This is a genomic window from Butyricimonas faecihominis, from assembly GCF_033096445.1.
GTDB lineage: Bacteria > Bacteroidota > Bacteroidia > Bacteroidales > Marinifilaceae > Butyricimonas > Butyricimonas faecihominis.
Window position 1 is genome coordinate 1,398,214 of sequence record NZ_AP028155.1, and the last position, 18,786, is coordinate 1,416,999.

Here is an 18,786-nt window from a genome sequence, read left to right on the forward strand (position 1 = left end):
GAGGGCATCTCCTTATTTTATTGACTCACGTAAATTGTTTTTTCAGCATAAGTGAAATGAATCCCTTTCGTTGTTTGGAGATATTCCAGAATTGTATGTACTTCCGCATACCGGTTGGAATGAAGATAAAAGCGGACATCTTTCAGTGAGGGCTGAGTGTATACCACCTTAAAATCATACCAACGGGATAATTGCCGGAAAATATCTTCCAAACGTTCGTTATTCGCAATAATTTTACCTTCTTTCCAAGCGAGGGCTGCTTGTACATCGGTTTGTTTCGTTTCTAACTTTCCGGTAACACGGTCGAATATCGATTGACGTGAAGGGGTCAACGTAACATCCTTACCCACTTCCGGGAATTCCTGTCGGATTTTCCCGGACACGAGAGTGGTAATAACCGTGTTTTCGTCATCATAAGCCTTTATATTAAAACTCGTCCCAAGTACGCGCAAATCCATGGACCTCGTGTTCACGATAAAAGGGGCATTCCCATCATGTTCCACCTCGAAATAAGCCTCTCCTTCCAAATAAACCCGTCGTTCACTATTCGAAAATGTTTCAGGATATTTCAACGAACTCCCCGCATTCAACCACACCCGACTCCCATCTGCCAAGACGAGATTAAACTCGCACCCCCGGGGAATAACGAGAGTATTGTATTCCACCTGCCCGACCATCGAATCCGATTTTGCCACGTATTCCAATCTCCCCGAATCAACCAGTTGGATATCAACCCTCCGGGATGAACGAATAATCTCCGTGTTTCGAGAGGAAATCGGGATCTCTTCTCCATCAGCCAATTTCAGAATCGGTACATTGGTCAAGGGAACAGAAACGGTGGCCAAAGTGGCAGGTTCCACCGACCGATATTTCCAATTCCAAACCATTACCCCGGACACCAGTATCACGGCAATCACGGCAGCATACCTTACAAATCCTATCTTCAAGCGATAACGACGCACCCGGCCCACCACCTGTTTTCGAGCCACCTCGTCATCTATATATTCCCACCGCTTTGCCCAACGAATCAAATCATACTGTTTCACCCTCTCCTTAAAAATTCGTTGAGCCTCCACGTCCCCGACAAGCCACTCGTTGAACTCCCGTTCTTCCTTCTCGCTTAATTCTCCCGAAAGATACTCTCGGATTCGTGTCTCTTTTTCATTCTTATCTATCATCTCGTATTTGTATTCATATTTTACAAGACAAACACGAGAATTGAAAAATGGGTGAATAACTTTCGAAAGTTTTTTAAAAATTATTTTTCTCCAAAATGAAAAATAGCAAAAGGGTATCGGAAAATTGTTGGCGTAATTGTTTCAAACCACCACTCAATAAAGTTTTCACAGTATTCACGGACACACCCAATTCCTCAGCCGTCTCCTTGTATTTTTTCCCTTCAACGACAACAGCCATTACCACCATTCGAGTCTTCTGCGGCAACTCCTCGATCGCTTTCCGAATAGCCTCGATCAATTCCTGTGAAACAGTCATCGCCTCTTCCTCCACGGCATCATACCGCAGTAATTCCGCTTGTGCAAATTCCCTCTGATCCCGAATCTTGTTCAAACAAGCGTTTTTCACGCAACGAAACAAATAAGTACTCAAGACTTCCGGGGACAACTGTCGATAAACATTATTCTTGATAAAATGGTAAAACACCTCCTGTACAATATCTTCCGGGAAAGTGCAATCATCAAGCATTGAACCGGAGAATAGCACCAAAGGCTTATAATAACGTTGGAAGAGTAATTTTCCCCCCTCGTTCATATCCTTTTGAAAAGCTGTTAATATCTCCAAATCCGACACGCCCATTGTCATCCAAATTTCCATTTATCAAGACAAACATAATGAAAAATCGAATCTTTTCACGCTGATTCAATAAAAAAATCACAATGAAAAGCCCCGTGACTTCCGTCACGGGGCTTTTATAGCGTCTATTATTTCCCGATCAATTCTCTCACCTTCGCCTTCACCATCTCCGGGTCCGGGTTTACCGGAAATACCAGATCAGGTTTCTGCATCACCGGGTTAAACTCTTTCTTGTAACGAGCCACACCGCCACCCGTGATATTCAACATAATCACGGCATCCTCCTCCACTCGCTGTTCTTTAACAGCTTGCATCAACGAGGCCAAGGCAACCCCTGCCGCCGGTTCTATATCAATTCCTTCCAATTTTTCGAATAACTTCTGTGCTTCCATCGCCTCCTCGTTCGTCACCAACAGCATATCACCACCCGTTGCCACCAACGCATCATACAATCCGCCTTTCAAAGAATACGGCGGCTTACGATTGGACAACACCTTAGCACACATCTCTTTCACCTGTTCCCGGGCAACATCCTCATCCAATGGCAACAAGGCTCGAGAACCCGCCTTCCACGCGTCGTACATCAACGAGAAAGGAGCATTTTGTGAAACCATCAATTTCATCAAATGCGAACCGAAACGCCCGTCAGCAACAAAACGTTTATTTGCCTCCCAAGCGGCAATAGCCCCGGTTCCGCTACCCACGGCCTGAAAATAGTAATCCGGGATACGCCCGATCTTCTCCACAGCCGACAAAACCGTCGTTCCCATCCCGTCACGACGAGCCACGTTCTTGGCCCCTCCCTCCGGGTAGAAAAACTCCATCTCGCATATAATATTAGAAAGATGAATCGCATCAAAATAATCACACCCGGAAGCCGAGCAAACCAATTTCACGCAATCATTCCACGGTCCGTCCGCCCAAATTGCCTCCAAATTATCTTCCGGAATACACAACAACAACGGGATATGATTCTCCGAACACACACGCCCGAAAGCCCGCGCCGTATTACCGGCAGAAGCCACCACCATGATCTTGTCATTAAAAGCATTCGTCCGAGCGCACACGCTAAACGCCTCGCATTCCTTGAACGACCCGGTTTTCATCATGGCATTCCGTTCCGGCCAATAGCCATTAAACGTGATGTACAAATTAGACAGCCCTAAATATTCAGCCAACCCCTCGCTCTTATAAGTCACGGGAGCGCCGGAACCTTCCAACGTCCGGCAAATAGGCATCCAGTTAGCATACCTGTAAATACCGGGCAGATCATTTCTCACTTCAAATTGACGTTTTGCATAATTAGCATAGATCAAAGCCGCACCATCCTTATGGGGACATTCCAACTCCCACTCCTTATCCTCAAAAGTAGTCCCGCAACATGCTGACTCTAAATGATAACTTGTCATAAATTCTTTCCTTGAATTGTACATTTCTTTATATGTACAAAAATAAAGCATTCAGACCTACTATAATAGAGTATAAATACCACTTTTAAGATAAAAGTTAAAAAATAAAAGATAAAAGCAACAAGTATCTCCCAAGCTCCCGCTCTTCACAACTTTTATCTTTTAACTTTTAGTTTTTAGTTTCTTCACGTATTCCGGCACGGTCAGTCTCATGATGTCCGGCTCAGAGATCCGGCTCCCGAAGAAATTACGATAACGCTCCGCTTCGGCCTCCACGTTCGGAGTATTCGGATAAAGAACAACTTGTATCTCCGCATCGGGACGAATCATCCGTGCCAGCAACTGCCTGATCTCGAAATCGGCAGCAGGCAAAGAATAACCGATAAACACGATTCTCATCGCCTCCGACAGCTCGATCGCCGCATTCTGCCACACCAACTTGATCTGGATATTACTCAAGTTTTTTAAATAAGTCGGCAGTAACAAATTACTCTGCAACTTGATCGAGTTAATCTCCGACATCCCGTAATTTTTCCGGCAATGCCGACAATAGGCAGCCTTCATGATCTCGATTTCCTCGCCGAATCGCACGTACATACGCTGGCACATGGGGCATTGAAACCAGTTCATTGACCCGTGTAACTTCAACAACTTAATATTGTATCCCCCATACCCCACGGCAAGCAATCCCGGTTTAATCGTGTCGTCATTCGCCTCCCACGAACTCACGTAGCAACAGTAATCCACCACGCTCAACTTCTCCGGATGCCCGTTTTCGATGGCCCGTTTCAAGGCATGGTCGAACATCACGTCCCAGTTCGTCGTGATCACCGACACCCGATCCACTCCATCCTCCATGCGCCGCCGGGCAACTTGATTAATATACTCGGCAAACTCGTCGATATAATCACAACAAGCCCTATTTTTCTGAAAACTGTAATTTACCGCAGCCCCCATCAGCGCGTTGAACTCCTCCCGCAGTTCCACCAACCCCCGCGCACTATACCGCCCGATAGAAAGCCCGTCCCAGACACAACGATCAATCGGCGTGAAAATATCTTCCAACTGCACGTTGCAATAATGGTCCTCGTAAATATGCAATTCCTCCTTCAAAAAACCAATAAAATTATCTTTGGCCTTGATCAGACGCTCGTTTCCCCGCGTAAAATCTTCATCCAGAATAGTCTTGATAATCTCGTTCTGAACCAATCCCCCGGCCTCCTTAGAAAAACCCGACCCCAAAAAATAAACCGTCTTCTCCATTTATCGCATTTTGTTTTTACATCTTCACAAAAATAACATTTATCAGTTTCAAAAATATGACATCCCGGTTTAATTTCTTTTCTTTTTACAAGCACGGGAATCATGGGATTTAATAAGGTTTCCCTACCCTTAACCCTGCCTGTTACCCGGTCGTTACCTGACTGTTAGGCGGCAATTAGGCGCCATCGCCCGATTGTCGCCCGATTGTCGCCCGATCATAGCCGCCATTTTAACAAACAATAAGCAAAAATAACATCGACCATATTCCCACGCCAACAAGCAACAGGCAAACTACAAGCCTCCATCAATACACCCACCCCCATGTATTGCCTCGTATCGTCCCTAGCATAAGGTATGATTCACGTAACAACAACTTTCCCTGTTTCATTATTCCGGAAACAATACGATTAAACCCAATAAATTACTTTTATACATGATCAAGAGACTTTTCACAGATAACCATCAAAATTATATTATTGAAAATTTAACAAACAAACACATCATTCTTTAACGATTACCATTCAGTAAATCGAAGAAATAAATTACCTTTGTAATATAGGTATAAATTAAACCCGTAAAGAATGAATATAGATAGTCTTTTAAATTACTATTTTAAGGATTGTAATGCACAACCCTTGATTGAAGTATTCGATACGGAGAATATTTATAATGTATACTCGGATATTGTAAAATCACTCACGAACTATCCCGATATAGAACTGAGTGTAATGCAAGCATTAAGCTATTGCTTCTACGAAGTATTGGATAATGTATTAACCCACTCAGGAAAGACGTGTGGTACGGCCATTTCATTATACAGCCCCACCAAGTCCATGATTCAGATATTGGTAGCTGATGATGGGATGGGAATCCAGCAATCATTGGCACAAAATCCACTATATGCACAACTTTCGGAACCGGAAGCTATAGAAAAAAGTATTCAGGACTCGGTGACTGATGGGAAAGGAATGGGATTCGGACTTTATTCAACGTCTCGGCTTATAAAAAACGTGGGAATACGATTGGAAATTCATTCGGGTCGTCACATATTGGTGTATGATGGTAAAGAGACTCATGTATATCCATCATCGTCATGGCAAGGTACGATTGTCTATTTTGACATCCACTCAAACCGCGAGATTGATCCCAACGAGATAGTAGATAACCGAACAGATTGTGAGTCTTTGTATAACGAGACGTTTACACCAATTGATGACCTGGAACAACTATGGTAATATAAAGGAATATGATAACATTCAAATTTGTCACGATAAACGAGAACTTAGGTACCCGACAACTGGGAGAAAAAGTTCGTTTCCAATTGTTAGATCTTATGCAGGAAAATGATAAGGTAGTGCTGGATTTTAGCGGGGTGAACGTCGTATCCAACTCCTTTGCAGATGAGTGTCTTGCCAAACTTCTTCTTATTATGCCTTTGGAAGAGTTAAAACAACGCACCACTTTCAGAGGATTAAATGAATTTGCACGCAAGAATATAGCCATCGCATTCCGCCGCCGGTTGAACGCCATGAAAGCTGTTAAACGAGTTTAATTCAATATTCAACAAGAGCTATCCTGTCGCAATCCAATATAATATCCTCGACTTTTCTGTAAAATATTTCCTAATTTCTTCATTTTATCCAATACCATACGGCAAGGGAGAAATGAAGAAACTAAAACAAAATTATCCCCCCATAAGCTTATTTTCTTTATCTCTCCCTTTCTCATGACAATCGCTCTATAAAAGACTTCACTTCTCATCAAACAACCTTATACACAAATTATTATATTATTTTTTACAAATCCTGTGATAATCACGTAACACATTACTAAAAATTAGTTGTACATTTGTAATGCTCAACATACCAAAGGCGGGGAAACCTGCCAATTTATGACAGGCATTTTTTATGCCCGTTATCCTCATACGGCGGTTTCGTACCCCCGTAGAGAGTGTTAATGCACCTCACACGCCTTTGGTGTTGAGCAACGGGACAGGCGGAACCGTCTTTTTTCTGCCTCCACTAACACAACACATCATGGATAATTTACCTCCAAACTTGAGTCACCACTTGCTAATGTTTCGCAAGGGTACAAGTCATTTTATAATAATTAAAAATTAATTACCATGAAAAGTAATGACATTTCCACTATGACCAAGAGTCAAGATGAACCCCGGCAAAGTTACTATTTAAAATTTGGGAGAAAAACCATTCACGGGCTATCACCCGAAGATTTGAAATCTCTTCACGACACCATAAACGAGTACTTCGATCGAGAAGATGAAGCCTTCCCGGCGAGCATATACCTAGGTCCTGGTTTGGGGCAATTCTCCAAAATCCAAAAGATAACCATTTTTGACAACGGGAGCTTTAACGTGCGTTACAACGTTTCGACGTTTGGAGAAATCATACAATATATATCCGCATTACAACTCCTAGACTTGTTCCTAAATATACTCTCGTTTCTGCAACAAGTTGAAGGAATAGACATACAATGCTCCATCCCGAAAATAAAACCTCGAAAAATAAAGCCGGCACCCACACGCAAGAATAATCGTCATATCCTATTGCTGGAAGAAAACGAGGCGCAAAAGAAAATAGAGATCATCAAAGAAATGCCAATGATCGTGAAAAACGAAACCTTGACAAAGGTAAACATTACACCTCCAATCGAATATGACGTACAAATCAACGATCAATTTTTAGATAACTTATCCCGTGATCAAGTCATGGAAATACAACATATAATTGACGGATTCTTACAGGCAAGAATTTAACAACACGTCGGTCGACGTAAGAAAAAACCTTGCAAATCAGTCGATTTACAAGGTTTTCATTTGCTTTTCGTGAACTCGGCGGGAGTCGAACCCACAACCTCTTGGGCCGTAACCAAGTGCTCTATCCATTAAGCTACGAGTCCTTTTCATTTGAGCGATGCAAAGGTAATATAATTTTCTTCACTTGCTCACTTCTTACGAGAATATTTTTAAATAATTCTTTCTCGTTGAAGATACAAGGGAAATGCTTATTTTTGTACGTTATATTATAAGCATATAACGACAATAAGGAAATATTAATAATCAAACATTAAAATTCACTACAACGATGAGAAAACTATTCATGTGCGTATTATTACTTGCCGGAACCTTAACTTTACAAGCGCAAATAAAAATCGGCAAAATGAAAATCGACACGAAAAAAGCTATTCAAGCCGGGAAAGACGCGGCCGGAGCAATCACTCTTTCCGACGAGGACATTGCTAACATGAGCCAAGAATACATACAATGGATGGACACACATAATAAAGTGGCGGCACCGGATAGCGAATTAGGTAAACGCTTGGCCAAGATCACGGCAAACTTCCCCGAAATTGAAGGGCTGAAACTGAATTTTGCTATATATGAAGTTGTCGATGTCAACGCTTTTGCCTGCGGGGACGGGAGCATCCGTATCTTTGCCGGATTAATGGAGTTAATGACTGATGACGAGGTGTTGGCTGTTATCGGTCATGAGATCGGACACGTGGTACACCAAGACACTAAACACGCCATGAAAAATGCCTATCTTCGCTCGGCTGCCAAGAACGTGGCAGGTGCGGTAAGTGAAACAGCGTCCAAATTGACCGATTCCCAACTGGGAGCGTTGGCAGAGGCTTTCATGGGGGCACAATTCTCACAAAAGCAAGAATTCGCCGCTGATGATTACGCTTTTGATTTCTGCCTTCAACAAAAGGTTGACCCCTACGCCATGTCAAAAGCATTGACCAAACTGGTAGAACTCTCCAATACCGGGGGAGAAAAAGCCTCTCGCATTCAACAGATGTTTTCTACCCACCCGGATAGCGAGGCTCGTGCAGCAAGATTAAAAGAAAGAGCCGATAAATTACAGAAATAAAATACCAGAAAGTCATTGGGTTTATAAAACTTATAAACAAAAGAATGAGGGTGACTTTTAGTCAGCCCCATTCTTTTTTTATCCCCATAAACGGGGACACCTCTCCCCCAAAAGCACCCCCAATATCCTTATTTTTGGTGATGGATTCATATTATCCTACCCTATAACTTTGCATCGACAAAAAGAAGTAAGTGATGAAATGCAGATTTGGGATTATCGAGATTCTTTGTTTATTGGGTTATCTATCTATCGCGCTACCGATTCAAGCGCAAAGTCAAACACAATTTCACCTGCAAGGGAATATAAAAGACGCCAAGACGAACGAATTACTGGAATTCGCAACCGTATTATTAAAGAATGATTCCGTGCAACTTCACGCGATCAGTGATACGAAAGGAAGTTTCAGCATAAAAAACGTTCCAACCGGGACCTACTCTCTTAGCATCTCTTTTATCGGATATACCCCGATACATCAATCCCTGTCCATCCACCGGGATACGACAATTGCAATCGCCTTGCAACCGGACAATATCACGCTAAAAGACATTATTGTCACCGCATCCGAATCCAGAGGCCTTACAACCTCTTCCAAGATTAACCGCAAGGCCATGGAACTCCTGCAACCGTCAAGTTTCACGGATATTCTGGCATTACTGCCGGGCGGAAGAACGAAAGATCCCGCCCTCGGTGGTGTAAACCAAGCCCGTTTGCGGGAAGTTGGTGTTTCCAGCGACGATTACGATATTTCATCATTAGGTACCGCTTTTCTTGTCAACGGGGTACCAATCAACACGGATGCCAACATGCAACACGTGCTGGGAGCCAGTCAAAGCGATCACGATTACTACCGGAACAGCACGGGCAAAGGGGTTGATATGCGTATGGTGTCAACTGATTTCATCGAAAGCGTGGAAGTGATCCGGGGAATTCCTTCCGTTGAATACGGTGAACTGACCAGCGGAGTAATCAAAATCCAACGAAAAGCGGGAGCCCATCCGTGGGAAGCCCGCATAAAATCAGACCCCGAAAGTAAACTCGTGTACCTAGGTAAAGGATTCGCGACAAACAAAGGATGGATATTCAACTTCGGGTTCGATTACTTGGATGCAGAGATCGATCCCCGCAACAATCTGGAAAACTACAAACGTCTCTCCGCAACCACCCACATGGCACGGGTGTGGAAAACAAACACCCGGTCATTATCATGGGATTTGGACTTGGACTACGGGCAATCCATTGATGATGAGAAAAGCGATCCGGACATCAGCTATAAAAAGATAGACAAATACAAATCCAGCTACCACCGGATGTCCGTGTCAAACACGCTGAACTGGGTATTCACCCAATCCCGGCACTGGCAATACGTCAACTTAACCGCCGCCGTGGACTACTCGCTCAACAAAATCAAACAGACTAAATTTATCTCGCTGGATAAAGACACCCCCATTCCCGACAACACGGAAGAAGGCGAACACGACGGGATTTTTCTCCCGTATCGCTATACGGCACATTTAAAAGTGGACGGCAAACCCATCAATGCTTACGTGAAGACGATGAGTGAATTTCACTTCGATCTTTTCAACACCACGAATAAATTGAAAGCGGGAGTTGAATGGCGAATGAGTAAAAACCTAGGGAAAGGTCAGGTGTACGACCTGACACGGCCTCTTTATCCCTCGACCTCCTATCGCCCCAGACCGTATGACGAGATTCCGGCAGATCACCTGTTATCGTTTTTCATCGAGGACCGGATTGATATTCCTATCGACCGGCATCGGCTGATCGTGGCCGGGGGTATACGTGCCTTCTCCCCGCTCAACTTGGATGCGGAGTACCGGATGCAGGGTAAAATATACTTCGATCCCCGGGTAAACGCACAATGGAAATTCCCGACCCTGTTTCTCTTCGACCGACAATTAAACATCCAACTTGTCGGCGGGATCGGATGGCAAAGAAAAATGCCCGTGATGTCACAACTCTACCCGGAGAAGATCTATTACGACCTGACCCAATTGAACTATTATCACACGAACGCTGACTTCCGGCGTTTAAACATGATGACCTACATTATTGACCCGACGAATTACGATCTGGAACCCGCCCGTAACAAGAAATGGGAAGTACGTCTGGATTTCGATTATGACAAACACCTGTTCTCCGTGAATTATTTCTACGAGAAGATGACTGACGGTTTCAGAACAACCAATTACTACCGGTCTTTCCAGTATAAAAAATATGACGCCTCAACCATTGACCACACCTCATTACAGGGGCCACCGGAATTAAGTGACCTGACTTACACGAACGACACGGTGATCAGCACATACGGGAGAAACACGAACGGTAGCATGATTATCAAAAAAGGAGTTGAATTTCAATACTCGTCCAACCGTATTGAATCCATACACACCCGTCTCACGGTTACCGGGGCATGGTTCAAATCGACCTACCACAACAGCCAGCCGGTGTACAGGAAACCCAGCGTGATATTGAATGGGAAAGAATTAAAATACATCGGGTTATATCTGGACGACGACGGGTACATTCGGGAACAATTCAACACGAACTTCATGTTCGACACGTACCTGCAAAAGCTCGGACTGAATTTCGCCACTTCGGTACAATGCATGTGGTTTACCGCACAGGAGAGCATGAGAAAGAACGGGGTACCGATCAAGTACGTGGACATCAAAGGCGAAGAACACGATTACACGGCTGCCGATCAAACCGACATGGAACGCCAGCATCTGGTAGTGAACTACAACGAGGCCGCTTTCAAACGGACAACGGTTCCCGTATCCATCAACATCAATTTCTCGGCAACCAAGTATTTCAATCAAAAGATAGGACTCTCCCTGTTCGTAAACAACATACTGGACTACAATCCCAGCTACGAGGCCAACGGGGCGAAAATCAGAAGGAAAGCAGTCCCCTATTTCGGCATGGAATTGAACATCAAATTATAACACCAATATATCATAAATATGAAAAACAATTTTATCATTTTCTGTTCGCTGATCGTGACGATCTTTAGCGTGCTGTCTTGTACGGACGATAACAAAACGGTTAATACAACCGAATTTACATTAAACACAACACTTCCGGAAGGATTTGAAGAACCTAGTATATCCAATATGGTAGTAAAGTTCACCAACGTGAATACCGGACGAGTGACAAATAACACGACGTTCGAGAATAATCAAATCCACGTAACCCTTCCGGAAGGAATGTATCATATCAGCATGGAAGGTTTTATTCAATACAAGCGAGAGGGAGAAAGCCATGAAGGACTAATCCGGGGATACGAAGAATCTGTCAACATATCGGGAACGACCGCTTCTTTAGCAACCGAATTATTCATTAGCCAGACGTCTTCCGACTTCATTATCGCCGAGATATTTTTCACGGGAACGGTGACGGAAGAAGGACAACAATACAATGGAGACAAATACATTAAAATCTACAATAACACGGATAAGGTGCTGTATGCCGACGGATTATCTATTCTAGAATCAGCATTCCTAACCACAGACAAGCAAGACTACACGCCAGACATCATGAGAGAGGCTATGGCCGTAAACTCTATTCTTACCATTCCGGGAAATGGAACCGAACACCCGGTTAATCCCGGAGAATATATTATCATTGCAGATAACGGGATAAATCATCAAGCTCAAAACTCAAACTCCATCGATTTAAGTAAAGCGGATTTCGAAATCTTCTATGAAGATAGTGACGATATTGATAACCACGAAGTTCCCAACATACTGACCCCGTACGGCAAATTTGTATTCCACAATCGCGGTTTCAATAGTTACGCGATAGCTCGACTGGGAGATATCGAAAAGTTTTTACAAGACTATACTTATGATTACGAGTGGATGTTTGTCTTTGAAGAATACCAGATTCCCTGCGAGGAAAGTTGTTACAAAGTACCGAACGAAATGATTGTAGACGCTGTCAATTTAAGTGTCAAATCAGAATTCCAATGGATTGTAACCTCGCCCACGATAGATATGGGCTGGACCTACTGCGGGGTTATTGACGGGGATGAAAACCGATATGGAAAGAGCGTTCTCCGGAAAACTTTCACGACCACGGAAGACGGAAGGGAAATTCTGCAAGACACCAACAATTCAACCGAGGATTTTACCCCGGAAGCTACACCATCTTTGAAGAAATAAACACTTTATAAAAACAAAAACAACATGATCAACAAAATTTCTTACGTATTAGTATTTATGTTATTCATCTGTGCAGGATTTATTGCCTGCACGGATGATGACAAAGTAAAAATCACAGAGTTTACTTTAACACTCACAGAACCGGAAGACTTGAATGTAACAAGCATATCCGACCTACACGTCACGTTCAAGAACGTGAACACCGGAAAACAGACAACAAACACGATGACCGGAACCACAGGGAAAATCACGCTCAACGAAGGCCTTTACAATATCACCGTAGAGGGGAAAATGAATTATATCGTTGACGAGAAAACCGTTGAAGGGCAAGTAAAAGGATATAAAGAATCCGTGAATCTTGTCGGAACAACAAGCGCTGATAATATTAAATTATTCCTTTTCAACTCGAAAGCGGATTTTGTTATTGAAGAGGTCTATTTCGCCGGAAGTACGACACCGGAAGGAAAACAATATCTTGCAGATCAATATATTAAAATATACAACAATTCCGATTCCGTTTTATATGCAGACGGACTTGTTATTCTAGAATCCGCTTTTAAAACCTCCCAAAAATACGACTACACACCGGACATCATGTCACGAGCAATGGCTGTTCAATGCGTGTACGCCATTCCCGGAAACGGAAAAGACTATCCGGTACAACCCGGAAAATCTCTTTTGATTTGTGATAAAGCAATAGATCACAGAGAAGCAAACAGCAATTCTTTCGACCTAAGTAATGCAGACTTCGAATGGTATGATGACAGTGACAAAAATCCAGATATAGATAATCCACAAGTGACCAACCTTGACAAAATCTATAGCTATACAAAAACGACATGGAGTCTGCACAATCAAGGACTTTGCGCTTATGCTATTGCCCGGTTACAAGTGGATAAAAATACTTTTTTAACAGATTACACATACAAGGCTACATATATTAACGTTATAGGAGAATCCCAAGACAAGAATGCTTATCAAGTCCCCAACGCATGGATCATCGACGCGGTCAACATAAGCAACAAAGCACAATATGCTTGGAATGTAGTTGACGCATCCCTCGACATGGGATTCACCTACTGCGGGGAAGTCGCACTCGACAAAAACCGATACAACAAAAGTGTCCGCCGGAAAGTACTTTCCACCACTCCTGACGGACGCAAGATACTGAAAGACACGAATAATTCCACGGAAGACTTTGAGGCCAAGGCCACTCCGTCTTTAAAACAATAATTATTAAACCGACAAAATCATGACTTTTCGTTTCATTCTGATTTTTAGTCTTCTTTTCCAGACCTTCGGGACATGGGCGCAGGATAGCATTCCGGCAAACACCCGCGTACGGATTTACTTCTCCCCGACGGAGAGTTTCGTGTCGCAAATCTATGATAACCCGGCAATAAATTACTATGCTCACACGTTCTCCATATCGGAACTACAAATCGGTTGGGAACAACAGAATGCAAACAAGGCATTTTTGCCCCAATTAGGCTCGGAAGTTCGTAATTTCTCCTTCCACGCATTTTCTTATATGCCATTAGGAGAAAACAGCAAGACATGGGGAAACGCCTATTTTAAAAAAGGGAAAAGGGAAAAAGTAGAATGGAACGAAACGTCCGATTATTTGACGGTATATCCTTACGTGGTCGCAGACTCGGTCGGTGGGGACATGGACTTTGAAGAATATTATTTTGCCGGGGGATACGCGCAGGAACATAAACGTTTCACTTGGGGGATATATGCCAATTACCGGGCCCTTATCGAGTACCGGAAGATCGATCCCCGCCCCAGAAATATCGTCTCGGACCTGAAAGCCTCCATCGGTATGTCGGCCAAGTTGAACAAGCTATACTCCATGGGAATCGCCTTCCATGCCGGAAAATACAAGCAAACCAATGACGTGAAGTTTTATAGCGAACTGGGTTCCGCCATTACCTATAATCTCAGCGGTCTGGGCATGGACTACGTCCGGTTTCGCAGAGGGGCCACTTCCCTCTTCTACGACGGTCATCGCTACGGGGCAAGCATTGAAATTTTCCCCCGCGACAAACAAGGTTTCTCCGGCTCCTTCGGGTATGAAAGATTCTCTTTCGAGAAGATTATTTCAGACCTGAACGACCTGCCCTTGAACACGTTGAATCAGGACGAGATGAAAGCCGAAATCGCTTACACTTCTTTCCGGAACAAGCACCAGTGGGGAGTCCGGACACGGGCAACCTACCAAGATCGTCAAGGGATTGAATCCCTTATCGGAAGTGCCACAACCAACGTGTACGAAAAAACGGGCGAGGCCGAACAGCTATCCGTGAAAAAAGCAGATATTTCCGTTTCGGGAGTATACGGGCAAACCAAGGGAGACCGTTTTACATGGTACCTGTCACCAAGAGCCGGGTTCAACTCGTTCAAGATGGAATATCTTGACCCTGCCCGCCTCATGAAAGTAAACTATTTATCCGGCGGGATGAACTTCTTTGCCGCAACCGGCTACAAAAAGCACTCTTTCCAGTTCGTTCTGGACGGGGTGTATCGTAAGAATTCAACCGCCGATTTGCAGCTCACGGAAATCGACCAAGAGCAAATCGCCCTAGCCGCAGTTTACAAGGCTTACGACAATCTCTCCACGGACAACTGGACCACGAATATAGAACTCCGCTGGAATTATTCCCTGCCTAAAAACAGGGGTATCTTTATCAAATTAAACTGGCAACATGACTCCTGCCAAAACGACTTGCACCGGGAAACCCTGCAAGCACATTGCGGCATTGTTTTTTAAACCATAATATCTTTTATACATGGAAAAAGTAATCAAGTGTAAAAATATAACGCACTATTACGGAGAAAAATTAATTTACGAGAACCTGAACTTCGAAGTAGAAAAAGGTAAAGTACTCGGGTTACTCGGAAAAAACGGAACGGGAAAAACCACCATCATTAACATATTGAACGGTTATTTAAAACCCTGTTCCGGAGAGTGTTACCTTCTCGGCGAGAACATGAATCACCTCACTCCCGCCACGAAAGCCAAGATCGGCTTATTACTGGAAGGTCACGTGCAACACACCTATTTCACGATCGAGCAAATCGAAAAGTATTACCGGGCCTTTTTCCCGAACTGGAAACGAGACGCGTTCTACGGTTTGATGGAAAAACTAAAAGTTGTTCCTCATCAGAAAATCAATCATATGTCCTGCGGTCAGCGTTCTCAAGTCGCCCTTGGGTTACTATTTGCCCAAGACCCGGAATTACTGATCCTCGACGATTTCTCCATGGGACTGGACCCCGGCTATCGCCGTCTGTTCGTGGAATACTTGCGGGATTTTGCCGCCGGAGGGGATAAAACGATATTCCTGACCTCCCACATCATCCAAGACATGGAATTGCTGATTGACGATTGTATGATTCTGGATTACGGACGCTTGCTGATTCACAAACCGACCCGGGAAATCATGGAAAACTTCCACCGTTTCCGTTTCTCCTTGAACGAAGGTCAAGTTCCCACGGAACATGAAAAACTATGGAACACCGAAAAAAATAACGGTCAATGGATTACCTACTCATTCGAACCACTCGAAACCGTCCGGCAACTATTGGAATCAAAAGGTGTACAAGTGGCAGATTTAAAGGAGGAAACTTTATCCCTTGAAGACGCTTTTATCGGGTTAACCGGAAAATATTAATCAAAAACAACACTAAAACGATGAACAAAGCACTACTATTCAAAGAATGGATTAAAACCCGTTGGATGTTTCTCCTGATGTTCGTGGTATTTATCCTCGCCATGGGCTACATTGCACTTCGCATTTCAAGTGCCGCCCGTAACGTGGGAATGCCACACTTGTGGGAAGTATTTATCCTAAAAAACGTGGTTTTGCTGGACCAGATAAAAGTCTTACCGCTACTTGCCGGGATCATCATGGGAATCACCCAGTTTATTCCGGAAATGACGAAGAAACGTTTCAAACTGACACTGCATCTCCCGCTTGGAGAGAACCGAATCGTGTTCCTGATGCTAAGTTACGGGATGGCGTGCCTGTTACTCCTTTTCACGGTCAGCTATGGTGGTTTCCTGTGGGGACTATCCGCGGATTTCCCGAGAGAAGTGGTCGGTGCATGGTTCGCCACGATACTCCCGCAAGTATTATGCGGTTTCGCATCCTATCTACTTACGGCGTGGATTATTCTGGAACCCGTGTGGAGCCAGCGAATCTATAATGCCGTGATCGGGTTATTGATCCTATCATTATTCATGGTACAAGGCGTACCGGGTAGCTACATTTACATGCTCCCCTTCCTGTTCGGGACACTCGTACTTTTAGCCCTATACCCCAAAATCTCCATTCGTCACTTTAAAGAAGGAATGCAGTAATATCATTAAATTTCAAGCAGATGAAAATAAAGATTCTATATATCGGATTATCCATTTTCCTATTATCATGGATTATCCCGTCACTCGTTCAATTAACCATGGATTCCTCTCCCCGGTACCCGTTCACCTATTACAGTTCTGTCATTAACCAATTCTGTTATTTGGATCAGGACAATGATAACGTGAGAGGAAAAGACATGAGCGGGAAAGTTTACTCGGACGCGGAATTCGACCGGGTGTTACCCATGTTCTACTATCGTCAGTTAGCCATGGAAAACGCCATCCCGGATTCCATCCAAGGGATTCCGGTTGACCGACAAACCATAGCCCGGAATAACTTTTTCTTCTGGTATAAACCCAAAGATAAAAATACCCCGGTCATAGAACTCTACCCCATGTTCGAATCCTGTTCGGGAAAAGTAGACCTTGAAAACCCCAGCGATATGTTCCGACTGAAAGAGAACATCGAATTCATCGACATGGCCACCAACCGGGTAGACGAACAGAAATCCACCCGTTTCCAGCAAGCAATGGAGAAGGCCGGTTTCACGTTCCCCGCGCTGTGGGTCACCGGGATTCCCACGAGCCAGAAATCATACGATGAAGGGTATTTCGCCTTGGATAGCGAGGGACATCTTTTCCATGTAAAAATGACAAACGGGAAACCTTTTGTCAAGGACACGAAGGCAAGTAACATCTCCTGTATGTTCCCGATGGAAATTGACAACCGGAGCCTGTACGGATTCCTGTTCGACACGAATCACACGCTTTACTATCTTTCCACGGACGGGTACCGCCTCGTGAAAGTGTTGGAAAACGTGAATCCCGATAAAGACCGGGTTTCCATCATGGCCAATATGTTCTACTGGACGGTAGCCAAGATTTCTTCGGACGGGGAACATACCTACGCCTTGGAGAATAAAAGTATGCGTCAAGTGGACAGCCTGTTCCGCCCGGCACCGGAATCCACGTGGGACAAAACACTACCTTATTTATTCCCGTTCACGGTGACCTTTCAAGATAGCACGAACAGTTACATCTACCCCCGGATTTCGGGTTATTATTTCCCGTCTCTTCTGTTGAATATTATACTGACAATAGTTACTTTTGTCGTGTATCGTAAAGAGAAATCATACGGGAAATACCTTGCCGGGATTATCACGTTATTCACGGGATTTGCCGGATTTATTACCGTGTGCCTTTTTGCCAAAATAAGAAAATAACATTAAATATATCGTCATGAAAAGAAGTACATTTATTTTTATTATCGCTTGTATCACGACACATTCCATCGTGGGATGTAAAAACACGAACAAAAAAACACAGCAGGAGAATACCACTGAAATATCCTTGGTCTCCAAGGCCTTGGACGTTAACGGTCTTCTGAACGTGGCCGAAGAACAACTGAATGATACGGTCGTTCTGAAAGGCGTCGTGAAACACACTTGTTCTCACTCCGGACGTCGCTGTTTTATCGCGGACTCCACGGGTAAACTTACAATCCGTGTTGAAGCTGGTGGTAACATACAATCTTTCAACAAAGAGCTGGTTAATTCCGAAATCGTCGTGACCGGGGTATTACAGGAACAACGCCTGTCACAGGAATACATCGACAACTGGGAAAAAGAAGTCGCGGAAGAAGAGGCTAAAGGAGACAAAGATTCCGACCACTGCGACTCTGAAAAGAACAGCATTCAACAAATGCGGGAGTGGATGAAAAACCATAATAAAAACTTCTATTCTATCTACTATGTAAACGGTATCGATTACGAGATGGTAAAATAGGAGCCAATTACCCTTAATTACAAAGTTTTTATTCTTAAAGTGGCTGTCCAAAAGTCCTGCCTGTATTTGCTAAC

General features: G+C 43.8%; 16 protein-coding genes and 1 tRNA gene. 12 read left to right on the top strand and 5 right to left on the bottom strand.

Annotation, left to right across the window (positions count from 1 at the left end; all coding sequences use genetic code 11):
• Positions 1-17: 17 nt before the first annotated feature.
• From R8806_RS05940 to R8806_RS05955, 4 genes are all read right to left on the bottom strand, one after another.
• Positions 18-1,178, bottom strand: coding sequence for a FecR domain-containing protein (locus tag R8806_RS05940; protein WP_124317596.1), 1,161 nt, complete (start codon positions 1,176-1,178; stop codon positions 18-20).
• Between the two features lie 73 nt (positions 1,179-1,251).
• Positions 1,252-1,833, bottom strand: coding sequence for an RNA polymerase sigma factor (locus R8806_RS05945; RefSeq protein ID WP_270593229.1), 582 nt, complete (start codon positions 1,831-1,833; stop codon positions 1,252-1,254).
• A 107-nt stretch (positions 1,834-1,940) separates the two neighbouring features.
• Complete coding sequence (locus R8806_RS05950; RefSeq protein WP_124317595.1) at positions 1,941-3,221, bottom strand: cysteate synthase; 1,281 nt, start codon at positions 3,219-3,221, stop codon at positions 1,941-1,943.
• A gap of 162 nt (positions 3,222-3,383) precedes the next feature.
• Complete coding sequence (locus R8806_RS05955; protein ID WP_151411770.1) at positions 3,384-4,484, bottom strand: SIR2 family protein; 1,101 nt, start codon at positions 4,482-4,484, stop codon at positions 3,384-3,386.
• Between the two features lie 581 nt (positions 4,485-5,065).
• Here R8806_RS05955 and R8806_RS05960 point away from each other — a divergent pair.
• The 3 genes from R8806_RS05960 to R8806_RS05970 all read left to right on the top strand — a co-directional run bounded on the left by R8806_RS05960 (position 5,066) and on the right by R8806_RS05970 (position 7,260).
• Positions 5,066-5,719 carry an ATP-binding protein gene (locus R8806_RS05960; RefSeq protein ID WP_124318321.1) on the top strand — a complete coding sequence of 218 codons (654 nt, stop codon included), beginning with the start codon at positions 5,066-5,068 and terminating at the stop codon, positions 5,717-5,719.
• Between the two features lie 11 nt (positions 5,720-5,730).
• Positions 5,731-6,036 carry an STAS-like domain-containing protein gene (locus tag R8806_RS05965; protein ID WP_124318322.1) on the top strand — a complete coding sequence of 102 codons (306 nt, stop codon included), beginning with the start codon at positions 5,731-5,733 and terminating at the stop codon, positions 6,034-6,036.
• A gap of 573 nt (positions 6,037-6,609) precedes the next feature.
• A complete protein-coding gene (locus R8806_RS05970) occupies positions 6,610-7,260 on the top strand; it encodes a hypothetical protein (protein ID WP_151411772.1) in 651 nt (216 codons plus the stop codon).
• A gap of 70 nt (positions 7,261-7,330) precedes the next feature.
• On the opposite strand, the gene R8806_RS05975 is transcribed toward R8806_RS05970, so the two are convergent.
• Positions 7,331-7,403, bottom strand: a tRNA-Arg gene (locus R8806_RS05975).
• Positions 7,404-7,588: 185 nt separating this feature from the next.
• Between R8806_RS05975 and R8806_RS05980 the strand changes: the two genes are divergently transcribed.
• From R8806_RS05980 to R8806_RS06020, 9 genes are all read left to right on the top strand, one after another.
• Positions 7,589-8,377 carry a M48 family metallopeptidase gene (locus R8806_RS05980; protein WP_124318033.1) on the top strand — a complete coding sequence of 263 codons (789 nt, stop codon included), beginning with the start codon at positions 7,589-7,591 and terminating at the stop codon, positions 8,375-8,377.
• A 194-nt stretch (positions 8,378-8,571) separates the two neighbouring features.
• Entirely contained in the window at positions 8,572-11,343 is a 2,772-nt protein-coding gene (locus R8806_RS05985) for a TonB-dependent receptor (protein ID WP_124318032.1), read from the top strand.
• A gap of 18 nt (positions 11,344-11,361) precedes the next feature.
• The gene (locus tag R8806_RS05990; protein ID WP_151411775.1) at positions 11,362-12,561 is read left to right on the top strand and encodes a DUF4876 domain-containing protein; all 1,200 of its coding nucleotides are present in this window, start codon (positions 11,362-11,364) and stop codon (positions 12,559-12,561) included.
• A 24-nt stretch (positions 12,562-12,585) separates the two neighbouring features.
• On the top strand, positions 12,586-13,794 hold the full coding sequence (locus R8806_RS05995) for a DUF4876 domain-containing protein (RefSeq protein ID WP_151411776.1): 1,209 nt from the start codon (positions 12,586-12,588) through the stop codon (positions 13,792-13,794).
• A 19-nt stretch (positions 13,795-13,813) separates the two neighbouring features.
• A complete protein-coding gene (locus tag R8806_RS06000) occupies positions 13,814-15,334 on the top strand; it encodes a DUF6850 family outer membrane beta-barrel protein (RefSeq protein WP_124316911.1) in 1,521 nt (506 codons plus the stop codon).
• 19 nt (positions 15,335-15,353) lie between these two features.
• Complete coding sequence (locus R8806_RS06005; protein WP_124316912.1) at positions 15,354-16,238, top strand: ABC transporter ATP-binding protein; 885 nt, start codon at positions 15,354-15,356, stop codon at positions 16,236-16,238.
• A 20-nt stretch (positions 16,239-16,258) separates the two neighbouring features.
• Positions 16,259-16,927, top strand: a complete 669-nt coding sequence (locus R8806_RS06010) for a hypothetical protein (protein ID WP_124316913.1) — start codon at positions 16,259-16,261, stop codon at positions 16,925-16,927.
• A 20-nt stretch (positions 16,928-16,947) separates the two neighbouring features.
• A complete protein-coding gene (locus tag R8806_RS06015; protein ID WP_124316914.1) occupies positions 16,948-18,150 on the top strand; it encodes a DUF4857 domain-containing protein in 1,203 nt (400 codons plus the stop codon).
• 16 nt (positions 18,151-18,166) lie between these two features.
• On the top strand, positions 18,167-18,712 hold the full coding sequence (locus R8806_RS06020) for a hypothetical protein (protein ID WP_124316915.1): 546 nt from the start codon (positions 18,167-18,169) through the stop codon (positions 18,710-18,712).
• Positions 18,713-18,786: the final 74 nt, after the last annotated feature.

Bases quoted from the DNA above. Each gene is read 5' to 3' on its own strand.
- R8806_RS05940 (WP_124317596.1), bottom strand. From the start codon at position 1,178: ATGATAGATAAGAATGAAAAAGAGACACGAATCCGAGAGTATCTTTCG.
- R8806_RS05945 (WP_270593229.1), bottom strand. From the start codon at position 1,833: ATGGAAATTTGGATGACAATGGGCGTGTCGGATTTGGAGATATTAACA.
- R8806_RS05950 (WP_124317595.1), bottom strand. From the start codon at position 3,221: ATGACAAGTTATCATTTAGAGTCAGCATGTTGCGGGACTACTTTTGAG.
- R8806_RS05955 (WP_151411770.1), bottom strand. From the start codon at position 4,484: ATGGAGAAGACGGTTTATTTTTTGGGGTCGGGTTTTTCTAAGGAGGCC.
- R8806_RS05960 (WP_124318321.1), top strand. From the start codon at position 5,066: ATGAATATAGATAGTCTTTTAAATTACTATTTTAAGGATTGTAATGCA.
- R8806_RS05965 (WP_124318322.1), top strand. From the start codon at position 5,731: ATGATAACATTCAAATTTGTCACGATAAACGAGAACTTAGGTACCCGA.
- R8806_RS05970 (WP_151411772.1), top strand. From the start codon at position 6,610: ATGAAAAGTAATGACATTTCCACTATGACCAAGAGTCAAGATGAACCC.
- R8806_RS05980 (WP_124318033.1), top strand. From the start codon at position 7,589: ATGAGAAAACTATTCATGTGCGTATTATTACTTGCCGGAACCTTAACT.
- R8806_RS05985 (WP_124318032.1), top strand. From the start codon at position 8,572: ATGAAATGCAGATTTGGGATTATCGAGATTCTTTGTTTATTGGGTTAT.
- R8806_RS05990 (WP_151411775.1), top strand. From the start codon at position 11,362: ATGAAAAACAATTTTATCATTTTCTGTTCGCTGATCGTGACGATCTTT.
- R8806_RS05995 (WP_151411776.1), top strand. From the start codon at position 12,586: ATGATCAACAAAATTTCTTACGTATTAGTATTTATGTTATTCATCTGT.
- R8806_RS06000 (WP_124316911.1), top strand. From the start codon at position 13,814: ATGACTTTTCGTTTCATTCTGATTTTTAGTCTTCTTTTCCAGACCTTC.
- R8806_RS06005 (WP_124316912.1), top strand. From the start codon at position 15,354: ATGGAAAAAGTAATCAAGTGTAAAAATATAACGCACTATTACGGAGAA.
- R8806_RS06010 (WP_124316913.1), top strand. From the start codon at position 16,259: ATGAACAAAGCACTACTATTCAAAGAATGGATTAAAACCCGTTGGATG.
- R8806_RS06015 (WP_124316914.1), top strand. From the start codon at position 16,948: ATGAAAATAAAGATTCTATATATCGGATTATCCATTTTCCTATTATCA.
- R8806_RS06020 (WP_124316915.1), top strand. From the start codon at position 18,167: ATGAAAAGAAGTACATTTATTTTTATTATCGCTTGTATCACGACACAT.